A 25,757-nucleotide genomic window follows, 5' to 3' on the forward strand; every position below is an offset into this window, starting at 1 on the left:
CTGGGAGGGATACGTGACCGAATTCGATCTGCCGGAGCTGCTGGCCAAGCTGACCGCCCGGCACGGAGTGCCCGGCGCCCAGCTCGTCCTCCAGCACCACGGCGTGCGCGCTGTCGCGGCCGTGGGCGAGGTGGAGTCGGGAACGGGCGAGCCCGTCACCGCGGACTCCAGGTTCCCGATCGGCTCGATCACCAAGGCGTTCACCGCGACGCTGGCGATCGCGCTGGTGTCCGAGGGGGACATCGAGCTCGACGTTCCCCTCGGCGAGTACCTGCCGGAGCTGCACCGCGCCTCACGGGAGCTGGCGACCCGCGCCACGCTGCGCCACCTCCTGAGCCACACCGGTGGCGTCATAGCGAACCGACCGGCGAGCGCCGACCACGCCACGCCCCGGCGGCTGGCGATGGGGTGCTGCGCTCGCGGACCCCTGTTCGAGCCGGGCACCGCGTTCTCGTACTCCAACATCGGGTACGTGCTCGCCGGGCACCTGATCGAGGTGATCACCGGGATGAGCTGGTGGTCCGCGATGGAGTCGATCCTGCTGCGGCCCCTGGGGATCGAACCGTCCTTCGTGGTGGCCCCTTCGCGGGTCGCGAGCGGTCCGTACGTGTCGGGGCACTCCGTCACAACCGCCAGGAGCAGGGCGGTCCGGGTCGATCAGATGATCTCGTACGCCGAGGGGCCGACCGGTGCGCTGGCACTCAGCGCCGCCGATCTGGCCCGGCTCGCCCGGCTGCACCTGCCCGGCGGCGGGTCCGCGCCGCTCGACGCCGCGCACCTGGCCGAGATGCGGACGGCGAGCCCGTCGGCCGAGCCGTTCGGCGCGGCCGACGGCTGGGGCCTCGGCCTGGCGTTGTTCCGCACCGGCGGGGCGGACTGGTGGGGCCACGAAGGAACGGCCGACGGGACGTCCTGCCACCTGCGCTTCGACCCCGCGGGACGTCACGTGGTGGCGCTGACCACCAATGCCAACACGGGACTGGCCCTGTGGGAGGACCTCGTGGCGGAGCTGCGGATGGCCGGGCTGGACGTGGGCAGCCACGCGGGGATTCCCGACGGCAGCCCGATCGAACCTCCGCAGGAGTGCCTCGGCCGCTACGTCAACGGTGAGACCGAGTACACCTTCGTGACCGACCAGGACGGCGGCTGCTACCTCGCCAACAACGGGAAGCCGTTCGCACGGTTGACGTTCTATCCCGGCCTGGTGTTCGCGATGGCGGATCTGCGTACGGAGCAGGTGATGTTCACCGGCCGGTTCCTCGGTGAGGCCGGGACGGGACGGATCGACCGGATCGTGGTGGGCGGTCGCCTGGCACGCCGACAAGGGGACGGATTGTGATCACTGGTAACGCGACGTCGGCCGACCTCGGCCGGGTCATCCATGAGCTTCGGTTGCCCGACCACCTCGGCGGCTGCGCGGCGGCCGTCATCGTGGGCGCGTGCCAGGTGGTGCTGGCCCGGCACCTCGGCCAGGACGATTTCGCGCTGGGCGTGTGGACTCCTGAGGCCGCGCGCCTCCGGGTGCTGCGCTGCCGGTACGCGCCGGAGGAGTCGTTCGCCGCCCTGACGGCCCGGATCCGCGCCGAACTCGGGGCCGAACTCGGCACCGAACTCGGGGCCGACGCGGAGGTGGCGGAGCGGGCGCGGGGCGTGGTGACGTTCGGGGCGGGGGACCCGCCGGAACTGCCCGGCTCCGTGGACCTGGTCATCCGGTGCCGGCGCACGTCGCTGGTGATCGAGTATCGGGCCGACGTGTTCGACGCGGCGACGATCGAGCGGATGTCCGGGCACCTCGGGGAGATCCTCGCCAGCGGCACCGCCGCACCCGACCGGCCGCTCTGGCGGCAGCGCCTGCTCACGCCCGCCGAGGAACGCCGCCTGCTGGTGACCTGGAACGACACCGGTCCTGCCGCGCTGACGTGTGCGCCGGAGCTGTTCGCCGAGCACGTACGCGCCCACCCGGACGCGACCGCGGTCGTACACGGCGAGCACCGCCTGAGCTACGCAGAACTGGACGAACGGGCCAACCGCCTGGCCCACCACCTGGTCGAGCTGGGTGTCGGCCCGGAGGTCCTGGTCGGGATCGCCATGGAACGCGGCCTCGACCTCGCGATCGGCGCCCTCGCCACGCTCAAGGCCGGCGGGGTCTACGTCCCGCTGGACCCGGGCTATCCCGCCGAGCGGCTGGCCTACATGGTGGGCGTGGGCGACGTGCCCGTACTGGTCGTCGACCGGGAGCGGACGCTCGACCGGCTGCCCGTCGGCGACGACGTGGCCGTCGTGTGCCTCGAACGGGACGAGGGCCGGATCGCCGGGCGCCCGGCGCGGGCGCCGGACCCGCGGATCGGGCCCGACAATCTCGCCTACGTGGTCTTCACCTCCGGCTCGACCGGCCGGCCGAAGGGCGTCATGGTGCGGCACGGGTCGCTCTGCGGCAGCGTCGCGGACTTCGCCGGACGGTTCGGGCTCGGACCGGCCAGCCGCGTGCTCCAGCACCTGTCGTTCAGCTTCGACGGCGGCGTGTGGGAAGTCCTCGTGACGCTGCTGTCGGGTTCGACGCTGTGCGTGAGCCGCGCGGACGACCGGCACGGCGAGGTGGACCTGGCCGAGCAGATCCGGCAGGAGGAGATCACGGTCGTCGGCCTGCCGCCGATGCGGCTGGCGGAGCTGGACCCCGACACCGTGCCGAGCCTGCGCACGGTGATGTCCGGCGGGGAGGTCTGCCCGGTCGCGGTGGCGCGGGCCTGGTCACGAGGGCGTTCCTTCGCCAACATCTACGGGCCCAGCGAGACGACCCTCGTGTCCACGATGTTCCCCTTGGATCGGCCGCTGGACGAGGTCGGCACGTACACCAGCCTGCCGATCGGCTCGCCCCTGGCGGGAGTGCGGCACTACGTGCTCGACGGCAGGCTCCGCCCCGTTCCCGTCGGTGTCGCGGGCGAGCTGTACATCGCCGGGGCCGGGCTCGCCCGAGGGTACGTCGGCAGCCCCGCCATGACCGCGGAGCGGTTCGTGGCCGCGCCGTACGGGCCGAAGGGAACGCGCATGTACCGTACCGGCGATCTGGTGCGGTGGCGCGCGGACGGGCAGTTGGAGTTCGTCGGCAGGGTGGACGACCAGGTCAAGGTGCGGGGGTTCCGGGTCGAGCCGGGCGAGGTGGAGGCCGCGCTGTGGCGGCACCCCGACCTGGCCAAGGCCGCCGTCACCGCCGTCGAAGGCACGCGCGGCCACCGGCGGCTCGTCGGATACGTCGTGCCCCGGCCGGGCCGTGCCGCACCGAGCCCGCGGCGGCTGCGGGAGTTCCTCGGCCGCACCCTGCCCGGCTACATGGTCCCCTCCGCCTTCGTCGCGCTGGAGGCCCTGCCACTCGGCGCGAACGGCAAGGTCGACCGGCGCGGCCTGCCCGCGCCCGAGCCGGAGACGAGCACGGCGTACGCGGCGCCGCGCACCCGCGTCGAGAAGGCCCTCGCCGGGGTCTGGAGCGAGGTGCTCGGGGTGGCGGAACCCGGCGTGCACGACCGATTCTTCGAGCTGGGCGGCGACTCGATCCTCGGGCTGCGGCTGGTGACGCGCGTACGGGCGGAACTCGGCGTGGAGCTGACCACCCGCACGCTGTTCGACCACCCGACGATCGCCGCGCTGGCGGCCACGCTGCGGGCCCGCCAAGACGCGGCTGGGCAGGAAACGGCAGGGCAGGAAACGGCAGGGCAGGAAACGGCAGGGCAGGAAACGGCGATCCCCCGGATTTCGAGGGACCAGCCGCTGCCCATGTCGTTCGCGCAGCAGCGGCTCTGGTTCCTGGAGCAGTTCCCCTCCCAGGCCGGGGGGAGCAACGCCTCCGTCGCGCTGCGCCTGGACGGCGTGCTCGACACCGACGCGCTGACCAGGGCGCTCGACGCCCTCGTCGCCCGGCACGAGTCGTTGCGCACCACCTTCGACTGGCAGGACGGCCAGGGGATCCAGATCGTCCACGAGGCCGGTGAGGTGCCGACGCGGGTGCTGGACCTGTCCGGCGCCGGCGACGACCGGGCCGCCCTGGTGCGCCGGACGCTGGCCGAAGACGCGGCCCACCCCTTCGACCTGCGACGCGGGCCGCTGATCCGCGCCGTGCTCATCCGCCTGGCGGCCGACGCGCACGTGCTCGGCCTGACCCTGCACCACATCGTCGGCGACGGCCGATCGGCCGAGGTGCTCGTGGACGAGCTGGGCGACCTGTACGCGGACACGTGGCCGCCGGAACCGCCGGTGGGCTACCCCGACTACGCCGCCTGGCACCGGGCCAGGACGGGAACCACCGGCTCGGCGGCGTACTGGAAGGGTGAGCTGAAGGGCCTGGAACCGCTCGACCTGCCCACGGATCGGCCGCGCCCGGCGGTGTCGACGTCCGCGGGCGCGATCCGCAGCTTCCGGCTCCCGGCCGGACTCATGGCGGACCTCAGGCGGCTGAGCCACGCGCGCCACGCGACCCCGTTCATGACGTTGCTGGCCGCGGTGCAGGTGCTGATGGCCAGGTACAGCGGCAAACGGGACGTCGCGGTCGGCACCGTGACCTCCGGCCGCGACCTCGCGGAGCTGCAGCGGGTCGTCGGACTGTTCGTGAACCTGGTCGTCCTGCGGAGCGACGTGAACCCGGCGCTGTCGTTCGGCGAACTCCTCGACGAGGTGCGGGGGACGACGCTGCGGGCCTTCGAGCACGACGTGCCCTTCGAGCAGGTGGTCGACGCCGTGGGGCCGGAACGCGACCCGAGCCGGCACCCGCTGGTCGACGTCGGCGTGACACTGCAGAACCCGCTGTGCGAGCCGCGCCCGAGCGGCGACGTGCGGATCAGCGAGTACGAGATGCCGCGCGTGGGCTCACGGCTGGACCTGCTGCTGGAGTTCTGGCCCAACGGCGACTCGCTGACGCTCGTGATCGAGTACAACACCGACCTGTACGAGGCCCGTACGATTGACCGCCTGGCCGGGCACCTGAGCGTGCTGCTGCGGGCGATCGCCGACGACCCCGACCGCCGGGTGGCCGGCCTGCCGACGCTGACCGGGGCGGAACGAGACCGCGTCGCCGCCGAGCTGACCGGGCCGGTGCGCGCGGTGCCGGGGGCGACCTGGCAGGAGTTGTTCGAGGCACAGGCCGACCGGACACCCATGGCGGACGCGTTGGAGGCCGACGGGCTCCGGGTCACGTACCGGGAGCTGGACGCGCGGGCGAACCGGCTGGCGTGGCACCTGGTTGCGAGCGGACTCGGCGCAGGGGACCTCGTGGCCCTCGCGCTGCCGCGTTCCGCGGACCTGCTCGTCTCCGTGCTCGGCGTGCTCAAGGCCGGCGCCGCCTACCTCCCGGTGGACCCGGAGTATCCGGCCGAACGGATCGCATACCTGCTCTCCGACGCGGGACCGGCAGGTCTGATCACCACGGCGGCGATCGCGGCGACGCTGCCGGACGCCGGGCCGGCGCGCGTCGTGCTTGACGACGAGACCACCGCGGGCGCGATCCGCGCCCGCTCGTCCGCCCGCCCGCCGGGCAGGTCAGGGCTGCTCGACGCGGCCTACGTGATCTACACGTCGGGGTCGACCGGGCGGCCGAAGGGGACGGTCGTCTCCCACCGAGGGATCGCGAACGTGGCGGCGCACCAGCGGGCCGCGTACCGGGTGGACCCCACCAGCAGGGTCATGCAGTTCGTCTCGCCGAGCTTCGACGTGTCCGTCGCCGAACTGCTGCTCGCGTCGCTGTCAGGGGCCTGCCTGGTGATCCCGCCGGGCGCGCTGGCGGGGCGGGAGCTGGCGGACTTCCTCGCCGAACGGGAGATCACCCATGTGCACGTCCCGGCCTCGGTGCTGGCGAGCCTGCCCAGGGTCGCGCTCCCCCGGCTGAGGGCGGTGCTGACCGGCGCGGAGCAGGTGCCGGACGAGCTGGCCGAGTTCTGGTCCCGTGAGCGGCTGTTCGTCAACGGCTACGGCCCGACCGAGACCACGATCCACGCCACCTGGTGGGCCGGGCGGCACGAGGGCGGCGCGGTGCCGATCGGGCGTCCACTCGCCAACGTGCGCGTCCACCTCCTGGACGCCCATCTGCGGCCGGTCGCACCCGGCACGGCGGGCGAACTGTACGTCTCGGGAATCGGGCTCGCCCGCGGATACCTGCACAGGCCTGGGCTGACCGCGGAGCGCTTCGTCGCCGATCCGTACGGGCCGCCGGGCGAGCGGATGTACCGCACCGGCGACATCGTGCGATGGCGACCCGACGGGAACCTGGAGTTCGTCGGCCGCAGCGACGACCAGGTCAAGGTGCGGGGGCTGCGGGTCGAACTCGGCGAGGTCGAGGCCGCGCTGCGCGAACACCCCTCGGTGGCCTCGGCCGTCGCGGCGGTGCACGCCGACCAGCGGCTCATCGGATATGTGGTGCCGGTCGACGGCCGGGCGCCGAGCCCGGCCGAGCTTCGGCAGGCGCTCGGCCGGTCACTTCCCGCCCATCTGGTGCCGCAGGCGTTCGTGACGCTGACGCGGCTGCCGCTCGGGCCCAACGGGAAGGTCGACCGCCGCGCGCTGCCCGAGCCGGACCCCGGCGTCGCCTCGGGCCGGTACGTCGCACCGCGCACCGAACGCGAGCGACTGCTCGCCGGGATCTGGGCAGAGCTGCTCGGGGTGGACGACGTCGGCGTCGAGGACAACTTCTTCGAACTCGGCGGCGACTCGATCCTGAGCATGCAGGTGGCCTCCAGGGCCCGCCAGGCCGGGCTCGCGGTGACGGCCAAGGACGTCTTCCTCGGGCAGACGGTCGCGGAGCTGGCCACGGCGGCTCAGCCGTACCGGACGGTGGAGCGCGACCGTCAGGCGGACACCGGTCCCGCGCCGCTGACGCCGATTCAGCACTGGTTCTTCGACACCTTCCAAGTGGCTCCCGAGCGGTTCAACCAGTGGGCGCTGGTCGAGTTCGACCCGGACGTGGACGAGGACGCGCTCCGCGTGGCCGTGCGCGCGCTGCCGGCCTGCCACGACGCGCTGAGGACGAGGTTCGGGCGGGTCGAGGGCGGTTGGGCGCAGCACGATGCCGGTCCTGAGACGGACGTGCCCTTCCAGCGCGTCGACCTGTCCGGGCTGGCGGCCGACGAGCAGTCCCGCCGGATGCGCGGCCACGATCCTGGCTTCGCGCTGGACCGGGCACCGCTGCTGGCGGCGGTGCTGTTCCTGCTGGGCGACGGGCGGCGGCCGCGGCTGCTGCTCACCGCGCACCACCTCGTCGTGGACGGCGTGTCGTGGCGGATCCTGCTCGACGACCTGAAGACCGCCTACGCGCAGGCCCTTCGCGGGCAGGCTCCCGACCTGGGCGCCGCCGGGATGCCGGCGCGAGAGTGGGCGGCCCGCCTGGCCGGTCACACCGCCTCCGGCGGGTTCGACGGCGAGGTGGCGTACTGGACGGCCGCCCTGGAGGGGTGCGACCCGCGCGTTCCCGTGGACGGCCACGGCCGCAACACGGTGGCGGACATGCGCAGCCACACCGTACGGCTGTCCGAGGCCGGGACCCGGGCCCTGCTCCAAGGGGCGGTCGCGGCGTACCGCGCCGGTGCGGAGGAGGTATTGCTGGCCGCGCTCGGCCGGACGCTGACCTCGTGGGCGGGCCGCGACCGGGTGCTGATCGACCTGGAGGGACACGGCCGCGAGACGATCTTCGACGACGCGGAGCTGTCCAGGACCGTCGGCTGGCTGACCAGCCAGTATCCGGTGGCCCTGCGCGTACCCGGTGAGAGCGGCTGGCGGGCGACCCTGCTGTCGGTCAAGGAACAACTGCGTGCCGTCCCCGGCCGTGGGCTCGGCTTCGGCGCGCTGCGCCAGTTCGGCGGGCGTCTCGACGCCCCGGGGGCCCAGGTGGGCTTCAACTATCTCGGCCAGTTCGATCCCGGCACGGAGGTGGAGCTCGGGCTCGACCAGCATCCCGCCGAGGTCCGGCCGCACCTGCTCGACGTGATCTGCCAGGTCCGGGGCGGCCGGCTGGAGACCAGTTGGGTGTATTCCGCCGAGTGCCACACCGAGGAGACCGTGCACGGGCTGGCCGAGGCGTTCACCACCGCGCTGGAGGAGATCGCCGGGCACTGCGCGTCGCCCGCCGCCGGTGGTCGCTCTCCGTCGGACTTCCCGCTCGCGCGCCTCGACCAGGCCACCCTGGATCGGCTGGTCGGGGACGGGCGCGGCGTGGACGACGTCTACCCCCTCACCTCGACGCAGGCCGGGATGGTCTTCCACAGCCTCGACGAGCCAGGGTCCGGCTTCTACCACGAGCAGAACGCGTTCGTCCTGCACGGGGTGGCCGATCCGGAGCTGTTCGGCCGGGCCGTGCAGACGGTCGTGGACCGTACGCCGGTGCTGCGGACGTCGGTGGTCCTGCGGGAGGCCGGGGAGCCGCTGCAGATGGTCCACCGGCACACGGTGGTGCCGATCCGGCACGCCGACTGGACCGGCCTGTCCGAGCGGCAACGGGCCCAGGAACTGGACGCGCTGTTCGAGCGCGACCTGGCCGAGCCCTTCGACCTGTCCGCGCCGCCGTTGACACGGGTGACGATCGCCCGGCTGTCGGAGACCTCGGTACGGGTGTTCATGAGCTTCCACCACCTGCTGATGGACGGGTGGAGCGGGGCGCGGATGCTCGAAGACGTCTTCGCGTCCTATTCCGCGCTGTGCGGCGGGCGGTCGGCGGACCTGCCCAGGCGGCGGCCGTTCCGGGACCACGTGGCCTGGTTGACCGGCCAGGAGACCTCGGGCGCGCAGGCGTACTGGCGGCGTGCGCTGGCCGGGTTCGACGAGCCGACGCCGCTGCCGGTCGACGGGCAGCCGTCCGGCGCCACCGGCCGGTTCGTGCTCGCCCTGTCCGAACGGGAGAGCGCGGCCCTGTACGAGTGGGCCAGGGGCAACCGGGTCACGGTGGGCACGCTGGCGCAGGGCGCCTGGGCGCTGGCGCTGTCACGCCACAGCGGCAGATCCGAGGTGTGCTTCGGCAAGACGCTCTCCGGCCGCCCCGTGGACCTGCCCGGCGCCGCCGAGATCCTGGGGATGTTCCTCACCACGTTGCCGGTGCGCGTGACGGTGGACCCCGGCGCCGACCTGACGGCCTGGCTGCGCGGTCTCCAGGCGGAGCAGGCGCGGGCCGGGCAGTTCGAGCACGTGTCGCTCGCGCAGGTACGCGCCTGGAGCGAGGCTCCCGCGGGCACCGAGCTGTTCACCAGCGCCGTGGTGGTCGAGAACTATCCGGTCGACGAGGACGCGGCGGCCAGGTACGGCCTGCGGCTGTCGGAGCTACGGGTGCGCGAACGCGCGAACTTCCCCCTCGTCGTCGCGGTCTACCCGCACGAACGGCTGGCGTTGCGGTTCACGTTCGACGCCGGCCTGTTCCACGCGTCGACGATCGAGCGGCTGGCCGAGCACCTGCGGGTCCTGCTGACCGGCATGACGTCCGGCCCGGCGTCCGGCCCGGCGACCGATATGGCGGGAGCGGGGCGCACGTTGTCGCGGCTGCCCTGGCTGCCGGAGCGTGAGGAGCGCCGGCTGCTCGTGGAGTGGAACGACACGGCGCGGGAGTTCCCGGCGGACCGGTGCGTGCACGAGCTGGTGGCCGAGCGGGCACGGCGGCAACCGTCCGCCGTCGCGGTCGTGCACGGGCGGCACCGGCTCACCTACGCCGAGCTGATGGCGCGGGCCGAACGACTGGCGCGGCAGTTGACCGGGCACGGCGTCGGGCCGGAGGTCGTGGTCGGCGTCTGCCTGGAACGCGGGCCTGACCAGGTGGTCGCCGCGCTGGCCGTGCTCGTCGCGGGTGGCGCGTACCTGCCGCTCGACCCCGACTATCCGGACAGACGGCTGAGCCTCATGGTCGAGGACTCGGGCGCGGCGCTGGTGCTCACGCACACGCGGCTCCTCGACCGCCTGGCGGGCAGCGAGGTGACGGCGATCTGCCTGGACCGCGACCTCCCCGAGACGGACGGGGCGGCCCTCGAACGGCGGGTGCGTCCCGGCAACCTCGCCTACGTGGTGTTCAGCTCGGGATCCACCGGACGTCCCAAGGGGACGATGATCGACCACCGATCGCTGGCCAACATCACCACCGCGTTCGGCAGGAAGTATCGGATCGGGCCGCACAGCAGGGTGCTGCAGCATCGGTCGATCAGCTTCGACGGTGGCATCTGGGACCTGTTCACCACACTCGTGTCGGGGGGCACGCTGTGCCTCAGCCGGGCGTACGACCGGGTGGCGCCGGTGGATCTGGCCGAGCAGATCCGCCAGGAGGAGATCACCGTGCTGGTGCTGCCACCGGCCCTGTTGTCCACCCTGGACCCAGGAGGGCTGCCGAGCCTGACGACGGTGGCGTCCGGCGGCGACGTCTGCCCGGTGCCTCTGGCCGCGGAGTGGGCCCGCCGCACCGACTTCGTCAACGTCTACGGACCATGTGAGTGCACGCTGGTCACGACCATGTTCCGGGTTTCCTCGCCGGTCGAGGGCACCCGCTCGCTGCCGATCGGGTCGCCGATGCCGAACGTGCGGACCTACGTGCTGGGGCCCGATCTGCGGCCGGTCCCGCCGGGCGTGCCAGGCGAGCTGTACGTCGGCGGCCTCGGTGTGGGCCGGGGATACGCGGGCCGGGCGGCGCTGACGTCCGAACGGTTCGTGGCCGATCCGTTCGGCGCGCCGGGGCGCCGGATGTACCGGACCGGCGACCGGGCGCGGTGGCGCCAGGACGGCCGGTTGGAGTTCGCCGGGCGGGTGGACGACCAGGTCAAGATCCGCGGTTTCCGCGTGGAGCCCGGCGAGGTCGAGGCCGCCCTGCGCGAACATCCGGATCTCACGGCGGCCGCGGTGACCGCCTGGACCGGTACGGGCGGGTACGCGCGGCTGGTCGCCTACGTCGTGCCGGGGCGGGCCGCGCCGAGCGGGGCGGAACTGCGCGAGTTCCTCGGCCGTACGCTGCCGGACCACCTGGTGCCGTCGCTGTTCGTGCCGCTCGACCGTCTTCCGCTCAGCCCCAACGGCAAGGTGGACCGGCGCGCGTTGCCCGCGCCGGCCGCGCCCGAACCGCAGGAGGGCCATGTCGCGCCACGGAATGCAACAGAACGGGCGCTGGTGACCATCTGGTCGGGCGTCCTCGGCCTGCCGGAGGACCGCGTCGGCGTGACCGACAGCTTCGTCGAGCTGGGCGGCGACTCCATTCTCAGCCTCAACGTCGCCTTCCGCATGAGGACGGCCTTCGACGTGACGGTGTCGCCCGGTGACGTGCTGTCGGCGAGAACCGTCGCGGCCCTGGCCGACCTTGTGGAGGAGAAGGTGCTCCTCGACCTCGAAAACGCCGCCAGGACTGGAGGAGAGTAGATGGGCACGCCTTCGTCACGCGAGGACCGCATCGCGGCCCTGCCCGCTTCCCTGCGGGACCAGTTGCGCCGCAGGCTGGCGGGCGCCGCCGAGGCGGCCGACGAGATCCGGCCCGCGCCACGGGACGGTGTCCTGCCGCTGTCACCGGCCCAGCAACGGCTGTGGTTCCTGGACGACTACGAGCCGGGCGGCATCGACTACAACACCTCGATCGCGCTGCGACTGTCGGGACCGCTGGACGTCCCCGCTCTCGCCGCCGCCGTCAACGGCGTCGTGGCCCGGCACGAGTCGCTGCGCACCACCTTCGACTCGGCCGACGGCTCCGGCGTGCAGATCGTGCACAATGAGCTGCGCCTCGCGCTGCCGGTGGTCGAGGGGAGCTCGCAGGACCTGGACCACCTGGTGCGGACGGAGATCGAGCGGCCGTTCGACCTGAAGGCGGGACCGCTGTTCCGCGCCCTGCTCGTGCGTACCGGAGCCGAGGAGCACCTCCTCGTCCTCAGCGCGCACCACATCGTCATCGACGGATGGTCGATGGGAGTGGTGCTGGGCGACCTGGCCGCACTGTACGGCGCGGCGCTCCTGGGCGAGCCGCCGTCGTTGCCGGACCTGCCGCTCCAGTACGCGGACTTCGCCGCCTGGCAGCGCGACCGGCTGGCCGGCTCGGCGCTGGACGGGCAGTTCGAGTACTGGCGGCGCCGGCTCGACGGCGTGGTGCCGCTGGAGCTGCCGACGGACCGGCCACGGCCCAAGGTGCGGACCACGGCCGGCGCGCTCCACGAGTTCACCGTGCCCGCGGAGACGGCGGCGGCCGTCGAGAAGCTCGGCCGCGCGCACGGCACCACGCTGTTCACCACGCTGCTCGCCGCGTGCCAGGTGTGGCTGGCCCGGTATTCCGGCCAGGAGGACGTGGCGGTCGGCACCGTGACGTCCGGCCGCAACCGTCCTGAGCTGCGGCCGCTCGTCGGCTTCTTCGTCAACACGGTCGTGGTGCGGTCGCAGGTGCTCGGCAGCCTGACCTTCGCCGAGTTCCTCGACGAGGTCAAGACCGGCATGCTCGACGTCTTCGCCAACGACGAGGTGCCGTTCGACCGGCTCGTGGACCTGCTCGCGCCCGAACGCGACCCCGGCCGCACCCCGTTGATCCAGGCCATGGTGTCGCTGCAGAACGCCCACCGCGAGCCGCCGGCGTTGCCCGGTCTGCGGGTGTCGGAGTACGCGCTGCCGGCGTCCGTCGCGAGCTTCGAGCTGACCGTCGACTTCCGGGAGCGGGACGGCGAGCTGGCCGGTGTCGTGAACTACAACACCGACCTGTTCGACGAGCCGACGATCGAGCAGATGATCACCCATCTGGTGCGGCTGCTGCACCTCGTCGGCGAGCGCCCTGAGAGCCGGCTGCTGGACCTCGAGTTCCTCTCCGAGGAGGAGCGTCGCAGGCTGCTCGCGGAGTGGCAGAGCCACGACCACGAGCCGCCCACGCCGACGCTGCCCGCGCTCTTCGCCGAGCAGGCTCGCCGTACCCCCGACGCGACGGCGCTCGTGTCGAAGGACGGCACGCTGACCTTCGGCGAGCTGGCCGCCCGTGCCGGACGCCTCGCGCACTGGCTGATCGGGCAGGGCGTGGGCCCGGAACGAGTCGTGGCGCTCGCGTTGCCCCACGGGGTGGACATGATCGTGGGGATCCTGGGCGTGCTGGAGGCGGGGGCCGCGTTCCTGCCGGTGGACCTGGCCCAGCCCCGCGACAGGATCGCGTACGTGCTGGGTGACGCGGCCCCCGCGCTGGTCCTGGCCACCACGGAGACGGCCGCCCGCGTCCCTGACGTGTCGCCGGTCCGCGTGCTCGACGAACCCGGGGTCCGGGAGGCCATCAGGGCCCATCCCGGCGCCTGCCCCACCGACGCCCACCGGATCACACCCCTGCGGCGGGAGTCCCCTGCCTACGTCATCTACACCTCGGGCTCCACCGGCAGGCCGAAGGGCGTGCTGATCGAGCACCGGTCGATCGCGAACCTCTTCCGCAGCCACCGGGACGAGGTGTTCGCGCACGCAGAAGGCCGCTTCCGGGTGGCCCAGGCGACCGCGTTCTCGTTCGACGCCTCGTGGGACTCGTTGCTGTGGCTGTTCGCCGGTCACGAGCTGCACCTGGTGGGCGACGACGTACGGCGTTCTCCCGAACTGCTGGTGGACTACCTCGACCGCGCCCGCATCGACTACGTCGTCCTCACCCCCACCTACACCCAGCAGTTGATCGCCGCCGGGCTGTTCGATCCTGGCCGCCATCGCGTCGCCGTGCTCTCCGTCGGCGGCGAGGCGCTGGGGGAGACGCTGTGGAAGGAGATCTGCGCGACCTCGGGGACGACGGGCTACAACTACTACGGCCCCACCGAGTGCACGGTGGACGCCGTGATCCACCGGTTGGACGACCGGGCTCCGGTGATCGGCCGGCCGATGCCAGGGGTCGGCGCGTACGTGCTGGACGCGGCGCTGCGGCCGGTGCCTGTGGGCGTGGCCGGTGAGCTTTACCTCACGGGCGTGCAACTGGCCAGGGGATACGTGAACCGGCCCGGCCTGACCGCCGAGCGGTTCGTGGCCAGTCCGTTCGGCACGTCACAGCGCATGTACCGCACGGGAGACGTGGTGCGCTGGAACGCGGAAGGGCTGCTGGAGTACCTGGGCCGGACGGACGACCAGGTCAAGATCCGCGGATTCCGGATCGAGCCGGGCGAGATCGAGACGGCCCTCGGAGCGCATCGCGGCCTCGCCGACGTGGCGGTGGTCGCCCGCAAGGACGGCGCGACGCACGAGCGGCTGGTCGCGTACGTGGTGCCGAGCCCGGACGCCGAGCCGCCCACGGCCGCGGAGCTGCGCGGCTTCCTCGGCCGGAGCCTGCCGGACTACATGATCCCGACGAGCTTCGTCCCCCTGGAGACCCTGCCGCTCACCAGCCACGGCAAGCTGGATCGCCGGGCCCTGCCCGCGCCCGGCGATCAGGCCAGGAGCGACCGGGTCGCACCCCGCACGCCGACCGAGCGAACGCTCGCCGGGATCTGGGCCGACGTGCTCGGCCTCGACCAGGTCGGTGTGGAGGACAACTTCTTCGAGGTCGGCGGCGACTCCATCCTCAGCATGCGGCTGGTCGCGCGGGCCCGGCAGGCGGGCTTCGCACTGACCTCGAAGGACGTGTTCACGCACCAGACCATCGCCCGGCTCGCCGTGGCCGCCACCCGGGCGGGCGCCGTGACTCAGGAGGAAGAACCGGTCGGTCCCGCTCCGCTGAGCCCCATCCAGCACTGGTTCTTCGACACGCACGCGGCCGGCTCCCACCGGTTCAGCATGACCACCACCGTCGAACTCGCACACGACGTGGACCGTACGGCGGTGCTGAGCGCGGTCGACGCGCTGGTCGCCCGGCACGACGCCCTGCGGACCCGATTCGAGGCGGTGGACGGCGACCTGCGGCAGGTCGTCGTCCCGGTCGAGACGGCGGCGGTGTGCGCGTTGCACGACCTGTCCGCTCTGGACGAGGAGTCGCGGCGGGCCGCCATGGAGGAGCTGGCGTCGGCCGCGCAGTCCGGCCTGGACCCGTGGCACGGCCCGGTGATCAGGGCGGCGCTGTTCGACGCCGGTGCCGGGGCGCGTCCGGTGCTGTTGATGACCGTGCACCACCTGGTCTGCGACGGCGTGTCCTGGCGGATCCTCCTGGAGGACCTGGAGACCGCCTACCGGCAGGCGACCACGGGAGCGCCGATCGACCTGGGGCCGAAGACCACGACCCCCGCGCAGTGGGCGCGGCGGCTGGCCCGGCACGCCCGGCAGGGACGGCTGGACGCCGAGCTGTCCTACTGGAGCGGGGTGTGGCGGGCCGCCCCGGCGGCCGACCTGCCGGTGGACCTGGACGGGCCGAACACGGTCGGCTCCGTGCGGACGGTCTCGGCGGAGCTGCCGGCCGAGCGGACGGACGCCTTGCTGCGCAGGGCGCCTGGGGTGTACCGGACGCAGATCAACGACCTCCTCCTCAGCGCCGTCGGCCGGGTGCTCTCCCGCTGGACCGCGGACGACCGGGTCCTGCTGGGCATGGAGGGGCACGGCAGGGAGGAGCTGTTCGACGGCGTCGATCTGACCAGGACGGTCGGCTGGTTCACCGCGCAGTACCCGGTGGTGCTGCGTATGCCCGCCACCGGCGGCTGGGGCGAGACGATCAAGTCGGTGAAGGAGCAACTGCGCGCCGTCCCCGGCCGCGGACTCGGCTACGAAGCCCTGCGCCACCTCACCGAGGCCGGTGCGGCGCTGCGGGATCGTCCGCAGCCGCCCGTCACCGTCAACTACCACGGGCAGTTCGACGCCGCGGCAGGAGGCGCGCTCGGCCTGAGCCTGGCCCGGCCGCTCGGCAGCGACCAGGACCCCGACGCGATTCGAGCCGGCCTGCTGGACCTGATCTGCGTGGTAGAGGACGGCCGGCTGCGGCTCGACCTCGCCTACTCGGCCAACGTGCACGAGGAGGGGACCGCCCGGCGGATCGCGGCTGAGGTGGTGAGCGCCCTCGACGAGATCGTGGCGCACTGCGACCGGCCGGAGGCGGGCGGGCGTACCCCGTCGGACTTCCCGCTCGCCGGGCTCAGCCAGCCGGAGGTGGATCGGCTCGTCGGTGACGGGCGGGCCGTGGAGGACGTCTATCCGCTGACGCCGATGCAGGTCGGGATGCTGTTCCACAGCCTGGTCACGCCCGGCTCCGGGGCCTACCACAACCAGTTGGTCCTGCGGGTGGGCGGCGTGCGCAGGCCGGAGGACCTGGGCGCGGCCTGGCAGCGCGCGGTGGACCGTACTCCGGTGTTGCGCAGCAGCGTGGCATGGCAGCAGGTGAGCGAGCCGGTGCAGGTCGTGCACCGGGGGGTGACGGTGCCGGTGACGTACCACGACTGGCGGCACCTGTCCGAGGCCGAGCGGGACAGCCGCAGGAACGCCCTGTTGCGCGAGGACCGCGCGCGGGGCATGAGCCTGACCGAGCCGCCGCTCGTACGGGTGGCCATCGCCCGGATCGACGCGGACACCGTGGACATGGTCTGGTCCTCGCCCCACCTCCTGGTGGACGGCTGGAGCACGGTGCAACTGGTCACCGACGTCTTCGACGAATACGTGGGAGCGCGGGACCGCCCGGTCCGGGCGCCGTTCCGCGACTACGTGCGCTGGCTCGCCGAACAGGACCCCACCGACGCCGAACGTCACTGGCGGAACGTGCTGTCCGGCCTGGACACGCCGACGCCGCTGCCGTACGACCGGCCACCGACGCAGACGCATCGCGCCGAGTCCACGGCCGCCGTCACCCTGGCCGTGGAGGGCCCGGAGTTCGACCGGCTCCAGGAGATGGCCAGGGCGCACCGGCTGACGCTGAACACCGTCGTGCAGGGGACCTGGGCCCTGGCGCTGTCGCGCTACAGCCGGGAAGAGGACGTCACGTTCGGGGTCACGGTCGCCGGACGGCCCGCCGACCTGCCCGGCGTCGACTCGATGATCGGGTTGTTCATCAACACGCTTCCTGTCAGGGTCAGGGTGGACCCGCGCCGGGATGCGCTCTCCTGGCTCAGGGAACTGCAGGCCGGTCAGGTCGAGGCGCGCGACCACGACCACGTCGGGGTGGCGCAGATGCGCGCATGGAGCGACCTGCCCGCCGACGTCCCGCTGTTCGAGAGCATCGTCGCGTTCGAGAACTATCCGTTCGACGAGAACGAGGTCCGCGCGCGCGGTCTCCGGGCCCGCAACCTGGGCGGCACCGACACCACGACCTTCCCGCTCACGGTGAACGCGCACGTGGACGGCCGTCTCGTGCTCCGCCTCGGCTACGACCCGAGGCTGTTCGACCGGGCGACCGTCGAGACGCTGGGCGAACGCCTCCGCCTCCTGGTCGGCGAGCTGGCCGCGGATCCGTCCCGCCCGCTGCACCGGCTGCGCTGGCTCACCGAGGCCGAGCGACGGCACCTCCTCGGCGCCGGCCGGGAGCCCGCCGAGGCGGCGCAGGCCACGATCCACGCGCTGTTCGAAGGCCAGGTGCCGGACAGGGCCGAGGCGGTCGCCGTCTCCTGCGGCGAGGTCGAGGTGTCCTACCGGGACCTGAACAACAGGGCGAACCGGCTGGCCCACCACCTGATCGAACGGGGCGCCGGACCGGAACGGCTGGTCGCGGTGGCGCTGCCGCCGTCGGCAGACCTCATCGTGGCCCTGCTGGCGGTGCTGAAGGCCGGCGCCGCCTACCTGCCGCTGGATCCGGAGTACCCGGCCGAGCGGCTCAGGTCGATGCTGGCCGACGCCGCGCCCGTCCTGCTGGTCACCGACTCCCGTCAGGCGGGACGGCTGGAGCCGGGCATCGGTGTGCTCGTGGTGGACGGCCCGCTGGAGGAGCGTCCCGCGACGAATCCGGACGTCGCCGTGCTGCCGGACAACGCCGCGTACGTCATCTACACGTCGGGGTCGAGCGGACGGCCAAAGGGCGTACTGATCCCGCACGGGAACGTGGTCCGGCTCTTCTCCGCCACCGAACAGTGGTTCGGGTTCGGCCCGGACGACGTCTGGACGCTGTTCCACTCCAGCGCCTTCGACTTCTCCGTGTGGGAGATGTGGGGGGCACTGCTCCACGGCGGCCGTCTGGTGATCGTGCCGCGAGACGTCTCCCGCTCCCCGCGCGGGCTGCTGCGGCTGCTGGCGCGCGAGCGGGTGACCGTGCTCAACCAGACACCGACCGCGTTCTCCCAACTGACCGAGGCGCGCAGGGAGGACGACTCCGCGCTCGCCCTCCGCTCGGTGATCTTGGGGGGCGAGGCGCTGCAGGTCAGCCGGCTGGCCCCGTGGTACGAACGCCACCCGGACGGCGTGCCCCAGGTGGTGAACATGTACGGCATCACCGAGACCACGGTGCACGTCACGTACGCGCCCCTGGACGGGACGAGCCTGCGAACGGCCGGCAGCCCCATCGGGAGCGCGATCCCCGACCTGCGGGTCTACGTGCTCGACCCCGGCCTGAACCCGGTCCCGGTCGGCGTCGCCGGTGAGCTGTACGTCGCCGGAGCCGGGCTGGCACGGGGCTACCTGGGCCGCGCCCCGCTGAGCGCGGAACGGTTCGTGGCAGATCCGTTCGGCGCTCCCGGGACGCGGATGTACCGGACCGGGGACCTGGCCCGCAGACGGGCCGACGGCGGCCTCGACTACCTGCGCAGGGCCGACGACCAGGTGAAGGTCCGCGGCTTCCGGATCGAGCCCGCCGAGATCGAGGCGGTGCTGGCCACGCACCCCGACGTGGCCGACGTGACGGTCGTCGCCCGGTCGGACGGTGACCTGTCGCGCCTGGTGGCCTACCTGGTGCCCCGGAGCGGCACGAAGCTGGGCGTCGCGGACCTCCGCGAGCACGCCGGGGCCGCGCTGCCGGACCACATGGTGCCGGCCGCGTTCGTGAGCCTCGACGCGTTGCCGCTGACGCGGAACGGGAAGATCGACCGGTCGGCCCTGCCCGCGCCGGGGAGCCGTCCGGAGATCGAGACCGGCTACACCGCACCGAGGACCGGCGTCGAGCGCACGCTCGCGACCATCTGGGCCGGGGTGCTCGGCGTGGACCGGGTCGGGGTCCACGACGACTTCTTCGCGCTGGGCGGCGACTCCATCCTCAGCATCCAGGTGATCTCCCGGATCAGGACCGCCTTCGGCGTGGATCTCTCGCCCCGCGAGCTGTTCACGAATCCCACGGTGTCCGCGCTGGCCGCGAAGCTGCCCGCCGGGCAGGCCGCCCAGGACCCCATCCCGGCGGTGGATCCTGCCGGCCCCCTGCCGCTGTCCTTCGCCCAGCAGCGGCTCTGGTTCCTGGACGAGCTGGAGCCGGGCCGCGCCGACTACGTCACGCCGCTCGGGCTGAGGCTGCGGGGCACGCTGGATCCGGCCGCGTTGCACCGGGCGCTGAACGCGCTGGTCGCCCGGCACGAGTCACTGCGGACCACGGTCGACTCGGCCGACGGCCGAGGCGTGCAGGTCGTGCACCCGCCGGCGGAGCTGCCGCTGGCGGTCACCGACCTGTCGGAGCTGACGGAGCAGGCGCGGACGGCCGAGCTGGACCGGCTGGTGGAGTCGGAGCTGACCCGGCCGTTCGAGCTGCGGCGTGGACCCCTCGTACGCGTCCTGCTGGTGCGGTCGGCCGCCGACGAACACGTCCTGGTCCTGTGCCTGCACCACATCGTGACCGACGGATGGTCGATGGGCGTGATCAGTGCGGAGCTGCAGGACCTCTACGCCGCCGCGCTGGAGCACCGCGACGCCCGGCTGCCCGAACTCCCGGTCCGATACGCCGATTTCGCCGCGTGGCAACGGGACCGGCTCACCGGCCCCGAGCTGGAGCGCCAGTTGGCCCACTGGTGGGCCGCGCTCACCGGACTGACGCCGCTGGAGCTGCCGACCGACCGGCCGCGGCCTGCCGTACAGACCGGGAACGGTGCGACCCTTCGGTTCGAGCTGCCCGCCGACGTGGCCGACCGGCTGGAGGAGATCGGGCGCGAGCGCGGCGCGACCCTGTTCATGACCCTGGTCGCCGCCTGCCAGGTGCTGTTCTGGCGCTGGTCAGGGCAGGACGACGTGTCGGTCGGCACGGCGGTGTCCGGCCGCGACCGGGCCGAGCTGGAGAACCTGGTCGGGCTGTTCGTCAACGTCGTCGTGCTGCGTTCCTCCGTGCGGCCCCACCAGGCGTTCGGCGAGTTCCTGGAGCAGGTGCGGGGCACCGTCCTGGACGCCTTCGACCACCAGGAGACCCCGTTCGAGGTGGTGGTCGACGCCCTGCAGCCGGACCGGGACCCCTCCCGGCCGCCGCTGGTGCAGGCGATGGTGCTGTTGCACAACACCCCAGGGGCGCTGCCCAGCCTGCCTGATCTGCGGATCGAGGAGTTCCCGCTGCCGGTCAGGAGCTCCACCCTCGACCTGGTGGTGCAGTTCGGCCGGATGGACGGCAGGTTGCACGCGGCCCTGCAGTACAACACCGACCTGTTCGACCCCGCGACGATCGAACGGGTGGCGGAGCGCCTGCGCGTGCTGCTGTCCGGCATCGCGGCGGATCCTGAGCGGTCCCTGTCGCGGTTGCCCTGGCTGTCCGGGGCGGACGAGCACCGCCTGCTGGTGGAGTGGAACGACACGGCCGCGCCGTACCCCGTGCGGCAGGGCGTGCACGAGCTGATCGCGGCGCGGGCGCGGACCCATCCGGACGCCGTCGCGGTCCTGCACGGCGCGCGGGAACTGACCTACGCGGAGCTGGACCGGCGGGCCAACCGGCTGGCCCACGGTCTCGTCGCGCACGGCGTCGGTCCGGAGACGCCGGTCGGCGTCTGCGCCGGGCGGGAGCCGGAGCTGGTCGTCGCGGCACTGGCCGTGCTGAAGGCCGGTGGCGTGTACGTTCCGCTGGACCCGGGCTATCCGGTGGAGCGGCTGGCGGGCATGGTCGCGGACACCGGCGTCACCACGGTGCTGGCCCAAGGGTCGCTGCACGAACAGCTCCTGCCGGCCGACGTGGAGATCATCCCACTGGACGTGGCCCCTCCGGAAGCGCAGGACACGGCGCCGGACGTCGTGGTGAGCCCGGAGAACCTCGCATACGTCGTGTTCAGCTCGGGCTCGACCGGACGCCCCAAGGGCGGCATGATCAGCCACCGGTCGTTGGTCAACATCACCACCGAGTACGCGACCCGGTTCGCACTCGGCCCGGGCAGCCGGGTGCTCCAGCACCTGCCGATCAGCTTCGACGGCGGGATCTGGGACATCTTCACCACCCTCGTCGCGGGCGGCACCCTGTGCCTGAGCCGGGACGAGGACCTCGGCGAGCAGATCCGGCAGGAGCGCGTCACGGTCGTGGTGCTGCCACCGGCGCTCCTGGCCACCCTGGACGCGAAGACGCTGCCCAGCCTGGAGACGGTGGCGTCGGCGGGCGACGTCTGCCCGGTCGAGCTGGCCGAGGAGTGGTCGCGCCGTACGCGGTTCGCGAACTTCTACGGTCCCAGCGAGTGCACCCTGGTCACCGCCATGTGGCTGGTCGAACGAGGGCCGGAGGCGACGGCGGGCCTGACCCGCGTCCCGATCGGCGCACCGCTGGCGAACGTGCGCGTGTACGTCCTCGGCCCGGACCTCCGCCCGGTGGCGCCGGGGACCGACGGGGAGCTGTTCGTCGGCGGCGCCGGCGTGGGCCGTGGCTACGCGGGGCGGACGGGGCTCACGGCCGAGCGGTTCGTGGCCGATCCCTTCGGCCCGCCGGGCAGCCGGATCTACCGGACCGGTGACGTGGTCCGGTGGCGGGCCGACGGACAACTGGAGTTCGTCGGCCGGGCCGACAACCAGGTCAAGATCCGCGGCTTCCGGGTGGAGCCGGGCGAGGTCGAGGCGGTGCTGCGTACGCATCCCGAGGTGTCGGACGCGGCCGTCGTGGCCTGGCGGAACGAGGCCGGGCACGCCCATCTGGTCGCCTACGCCGTGGCCGCGCAGGACACCGAGGCGGACGGCCTGCGGGAGTACGCCCGCGAGTCGTTGCCCGACTACCTGGTGCCGTCCACCGTCGTGCTGCTCGACCGGCTGCCGCTGTCCGCCAACGGGAAGGTGGACCGCCGCGCCCTTCCCGAGCCCGCGGGAGTGAGACGGACGGCCGACCACGTGCCGCCGCGCACCGAGGCCGAACGCGTCCTCGCCGAGATCTGGGCCGCGGTGCTCGGCGTGGCCGAGGTGGGCGTCCTGGACAATTTCTTCGACCTCGGGGGCGACTCCATCCTGGGCATCCAGATGGTCGCCCGCGCCAGGCGGGCCGGTGTCCAGGTGACCCCGAAGGCCTTGTTCGCTCACCAGACGGTCGCGGAGCTGGCCGCCGCCGCGGGCGAGGTGACCGGGTCGCCGGTCGGGGAGCAGGTCCTGGTGACCGGCGAGGTGCCGCTGACTCCGGTGCAGCACTGGTTCTTCGGGACATATAGGGCCCGCCCGTGGCACTTCAACCAGTCGATGCTGGTCGAGCTGGCCGAAGGCGCCGACGAAGCGGCACTGCGTACGGCGCTGCACGGGATCGTCGCCCACCATGACGCGTTGCGGATGCGGTTCGAGCGCCGGGACGGGAGCTGGCGGCAGTATCACGGCGACCAGGACCGGTCGATCGACCTCGACCGCCGGGTGGTGACCGGGTGGCCGGAGATGGAGCGGGCCGCGGTGGCCGCGCAGTCGTCCCTGGACCTGGCGGCGGGACCGCTGGCCAAGGCGATCGTGTTCGAGCAGCGGGAGAGCGGGCGGCTGTGGTTGTTCCTCACGATCCACCACCTCGTCGTCGACTCCGTGTCCTGGCGGATCCTCACCGAGGACCTGGAGACGGGCTACCGGCAGGCGCGCTCCGGCGAGCCGGTCGACCTCGGCGAGAAGACCACCTCCTTCCAGCACTGGGCCGAGCGGCTCACGCGGCACGTGGAGAAGGGGGAGCTGGATCACGAACTCGGCCACTGGAGCGATGTCGTCTCCAGCCTCGTCCCCTCCTCGGAGGCCGGCCCTTCGACGGGCTCGCTCTCCGTCGAGGCAGGTGAGCACCACACGGACGCGCTGCTGCGGCAGGCGCCCGCAGTCTTCCGCAGCCGGATCAACGACGTCCTGCTCGCGGCCCTGGCCTGGGCGTTGTCGCGCTGGACCGGGCGAGACCGGGTGCTGGTGAACCTCGAAGGCCACGGCAGGGAGGACATCTTCGACGGTGTCGACCTCACCCGTACGGTCGGCTGGTTCACCAGCGCCTATCCGGTCGCCCTGACCGTCCAGGAGACGGACTGGCCCGCACTGGTCCGATCCGTTCGCGGGCAGCTTCGCGCCGTCCCCGGCAACGGGCTGGGCTTCGGCCTCCTGCGGTATCTCGGCCGTCGGCCCGAACTGGCGGGGCCGGGGGCGGCCGAACCCGAGGTCGCGTTCAACTATCTGGGGCAGTGGAAGCTCCCCGAGGGCGGCGCGGGCGACGGGCTGTACCACGCCTTCCATCCGTCTCTCGGGCAGGACCAGAGCCCGGCCGACCGGGCCGTCCATCCGGTGGAGATCGTCGGGGCGGCCGAGGGCGGGCGGCTGCGGTTCACCTGGCGCTACGCGAAGGACCGTTACGACGAGGCCGCCGTCCGGGCCGTCGCCGCGGACTTCCTCCTGGCGCTCGAGCGGATCGCCGAGCACTGCGCGGGAAGGAGCTGACCGGTGGCGCGGACACGCACGGGGGCGAGCACAGAGACAGGCACAGAGACAGGCACAGAGACAGGCACAGAGGCAAGCACAGAGGCAAACACGGCGACAGGTCCTGGTCTCGTTTCCGTGGCGTGGCGGCCGGTGGCGGCGGTGGGCGGCTCGTTGACCGCGCTGCTGCTCGCGCTCAGCGGCCGGTACGGCTACGACGCCGACGAGCTGTACTTCCGCGTCGCCGGGCAGCACCTGGACTGGGGATACGTCGACCAGCCGCCGCTCGTGCCGCTGCTCGCGCGGTTGCAGATCGCGTTGTTCGGCGACACCGTGATCGCCATCAGGGTGATACCGGCGTTGCTGGCCGGGCTCACCGTGCTGCTGGCCGCGCTGGTCGCCAGGGAGCTCGGTGGCGCCCGCCGGGCCCAGGTGCTCGCCGCCGTCGCCACCGCGGTCTCGATGTTCCCCACGGCGGTGGGCCACATGTTGCACACCGCGACCGTCGACATCCCCGTGTGGGTGGCGATGAGCTGGCTGGTGATCCGGATCCTGCGTACCGGGGAGCCGCGCCTGTGGCTGGTCGCCGGCCTGGTCGGCGGCGTCGGCCTGCTCGCCAAGAACCTGGTCGTGCTGCTCGCGATCGGCCTGGTGGGCGGGATACTGCTGGCCGGGCCGCGGCGGGTGCTGCGCGGCCCGCACCTGTGGGCCGGGATCGGGTGCGCCGCCCTGGTGGCCTCGCCGGCCCTGGTCTGGCAGGCGGCCCATGGGTGGCCGCAACTGGAGATGGCCCAGCAGATCGGGGCGATCGGGAGCACCGCCACCCGGGTGATGTTCCTGCCGTTCCAGGTCATTCTGATCGGGCCGTTGGTCACTCCGCTGTGGGTCGCGGGGCTGCTCGCGCTGTTCCGGTGGCCGCGGTGGCGGCGCTATCGCGCGCTCGGCGTCGGCTTCCTGATCGTGGCCGCGCTCGTGGTGCTCAGCGCGGGCAAGGTGCACTACGCGATGGGCTGCCTGGTCACGCTGGTCGCCGCCGGATGCGTGCCGGCGGCGCGGTGGACGTCGGGAGTCCTGCGTCGCGTGGCGCTGGTGGCCGCGCTGGCCGGCAACGGCGTCTACACGGCGGTGGCAGGCCTGCCGATCATCCCGGAGTCCTGGCTGGCGCGGTATCCGGTACTCGGCATCGCCCAGATCACCACGAAACAGATCGGCTGGCCAGAACTGGCCGGTCAGGTCGGCGCCGTGTACCGCTCGCTCCCTCCCGGCGAGCGGGAACGCGCGGTGCTGTTCGGCGGCACGTACGCCGAGGCCGGCGCCCTCGCCAGGTACGGGCCGGAGAACGCCCTGCCGCCGGTCTACAGCGGGCACAACTCCCTGCACGCCTTCGCGCGGCCCGCCGACGACAAGACGGTGGTCATCGCCGTCAACGTCCAGCCCGGCTTCACGGAGTTGTTCGACAGATGTGAGGAACGTGGCCGATTCGGTCTCCAGAACGAGCCCGTGCTCGTCTGCCACGACCCCAAGGAGCGGTGGAGCCGCCTGTGGCCACAGCTCCGGCATATCAGCGCATGACGAAAGGAGACTCCCCGTGTCACTCCCCGCGTCACTCCCCGTGTCCGACGAGCGGATGGAGCTGGCCCGCCGATGGATCAGCGAGTACACCCCCAACCCCCATCCGGACCTCGGGCGGGACGGCGTGGTGTGCCCCTTCATGGTGCGGGCACTGCGTCACGACTACGTGACCCTGCGGTCGTACGACGCCACCCGGGGCGACGACGCCCTCGTGGACCTGGCCAGGACCCTGCGCGCGGACATGGTACGGCGCGGCGCGGCACTCGGGCCGAACCGGACGTACCTGGTGTCGATGGTCGTGCCGTACGGGCTGCCGGAACCGGAGCTGAAGGCGATGGTAGACCGGGTCCACGCCACGCTGCGGCCCGAGTTCGTCCAGGCCGGTTTCATGGCCGGCGACTTCTGGCCCGATCACGAGCTGCCCGGGCTGCACAACGACGACTTCCGGCCGTTCGCCAGCCCCGTCCCGCTCCTCGGGATGCGCCCGATCGTCCCGGCCGACGTCCTGTTCTTCGCCAAACACGAACCGACCCCGCAGCGGCTGCTCACCTATCTCGGCTATTACCGGGGACTATTCGACGGGCGGCTCAACGAGCACTGGACGGCACAGTTGGAGCGGGCGGAAGCGGCGGCCAGGCAGTCGCTGGCGAACGCGTGAA

The 25,757-nt window shown here is 72.8% G+C and carries 5 protein-coding genes; all 5 read left to right on the top strand.

The annotated features are described in order from the left end of the window. Positions 1 to 13: 13 nt before the first annotated feature. The 5 genes from ABD844_RS20260 to ABD844_RS20280 all read left to right on the top strand — a co-directional run bounded on the left by ABD844_RS20260 (position 14) and on the right by ABD844_RS20280 (position 25,756). Positions 14 to 1,339 carry a serine hydrolase domain-containing protein gene (locus ABD844_RS20260; RefSeq protein ID WP_344879799.1) on the top strand — a complete coding sequence of 442 codons (1,326 nt, stop codon included), beginning with the start codon at positions 14 to 16 and terminating at the stop codon, positions 1,337 to 1,339. Continuing rightward, positions 1,336 to 11,346: an amino acid adenylation domain-containing protein gene (locus ABD844_RS20265; protein ID WP_344879802.1), complete on the top strand. Its 10,011-nt coding sequence runs from the start codon at positions 1,336 to 1,338 to the stop codon at positions 11,344 to 11,346. The genes ABD844_RS20260 and ABD844_RS20265 overlap by 4 nt, the downstream gene beginning before the upstream one ends. Then, the gene (locus ABD844_RS20270; RefSeq protein WP_344879805.1) at positions 11,347 to 23,547 is read left to right on the top strand and encodes an amino acid adenylation domain-containing protein; all 12,201 of its coding nucleotides are present in this window, start codon (positions 11,347 to 11,349) and stop codon (positions 23,545 to 23,547) included. It begins immediately after the preceding gene. A gap of 117 nt (positions 23,548 to 23,664) precedes the next feature. Continuing rightward, the gene (locus ABD844_RS20275) at positions 23,665 to 25,098 is read left to right on the top strand and encodes a glycosyltransferase family 39 protein (RefSeq protein ID WP_344879808.1); all 1,434 of its coding nucleotides are present in this window, start codon (positions 23,665 to 23,667) and stop codon (positions 25,096 to 25,098) included. A gap of 16 nt (positions 25,099 to 25,114) precedes the next feature. Further along, positions 25,115 to 25,756 carry a DUF6875 domain-containing protein gene (locus tag ABD844_RS20280; RefSeq protein ID WP_344879811.1) on the top strand — a complete coding sequence of 214 codons (642 nt, stop codon included), beginning with the start codon at positions 25,115 to 25,117 and terminating at the stop codon, positions 25,754 to 25,756. Position 25,757 lies beyond the last annotated feature (1 nt).

The sequence above is a fragment of the Nonomuraea antimicrobica genome, from assembly GCF_039536965.1.
GTDB lineage: Bacteria > Actinomycetota > Actinomycetes > Streptosporangiales > Streptosporangiaceae > Nonomuraea > Nonomuraea antimicrobica.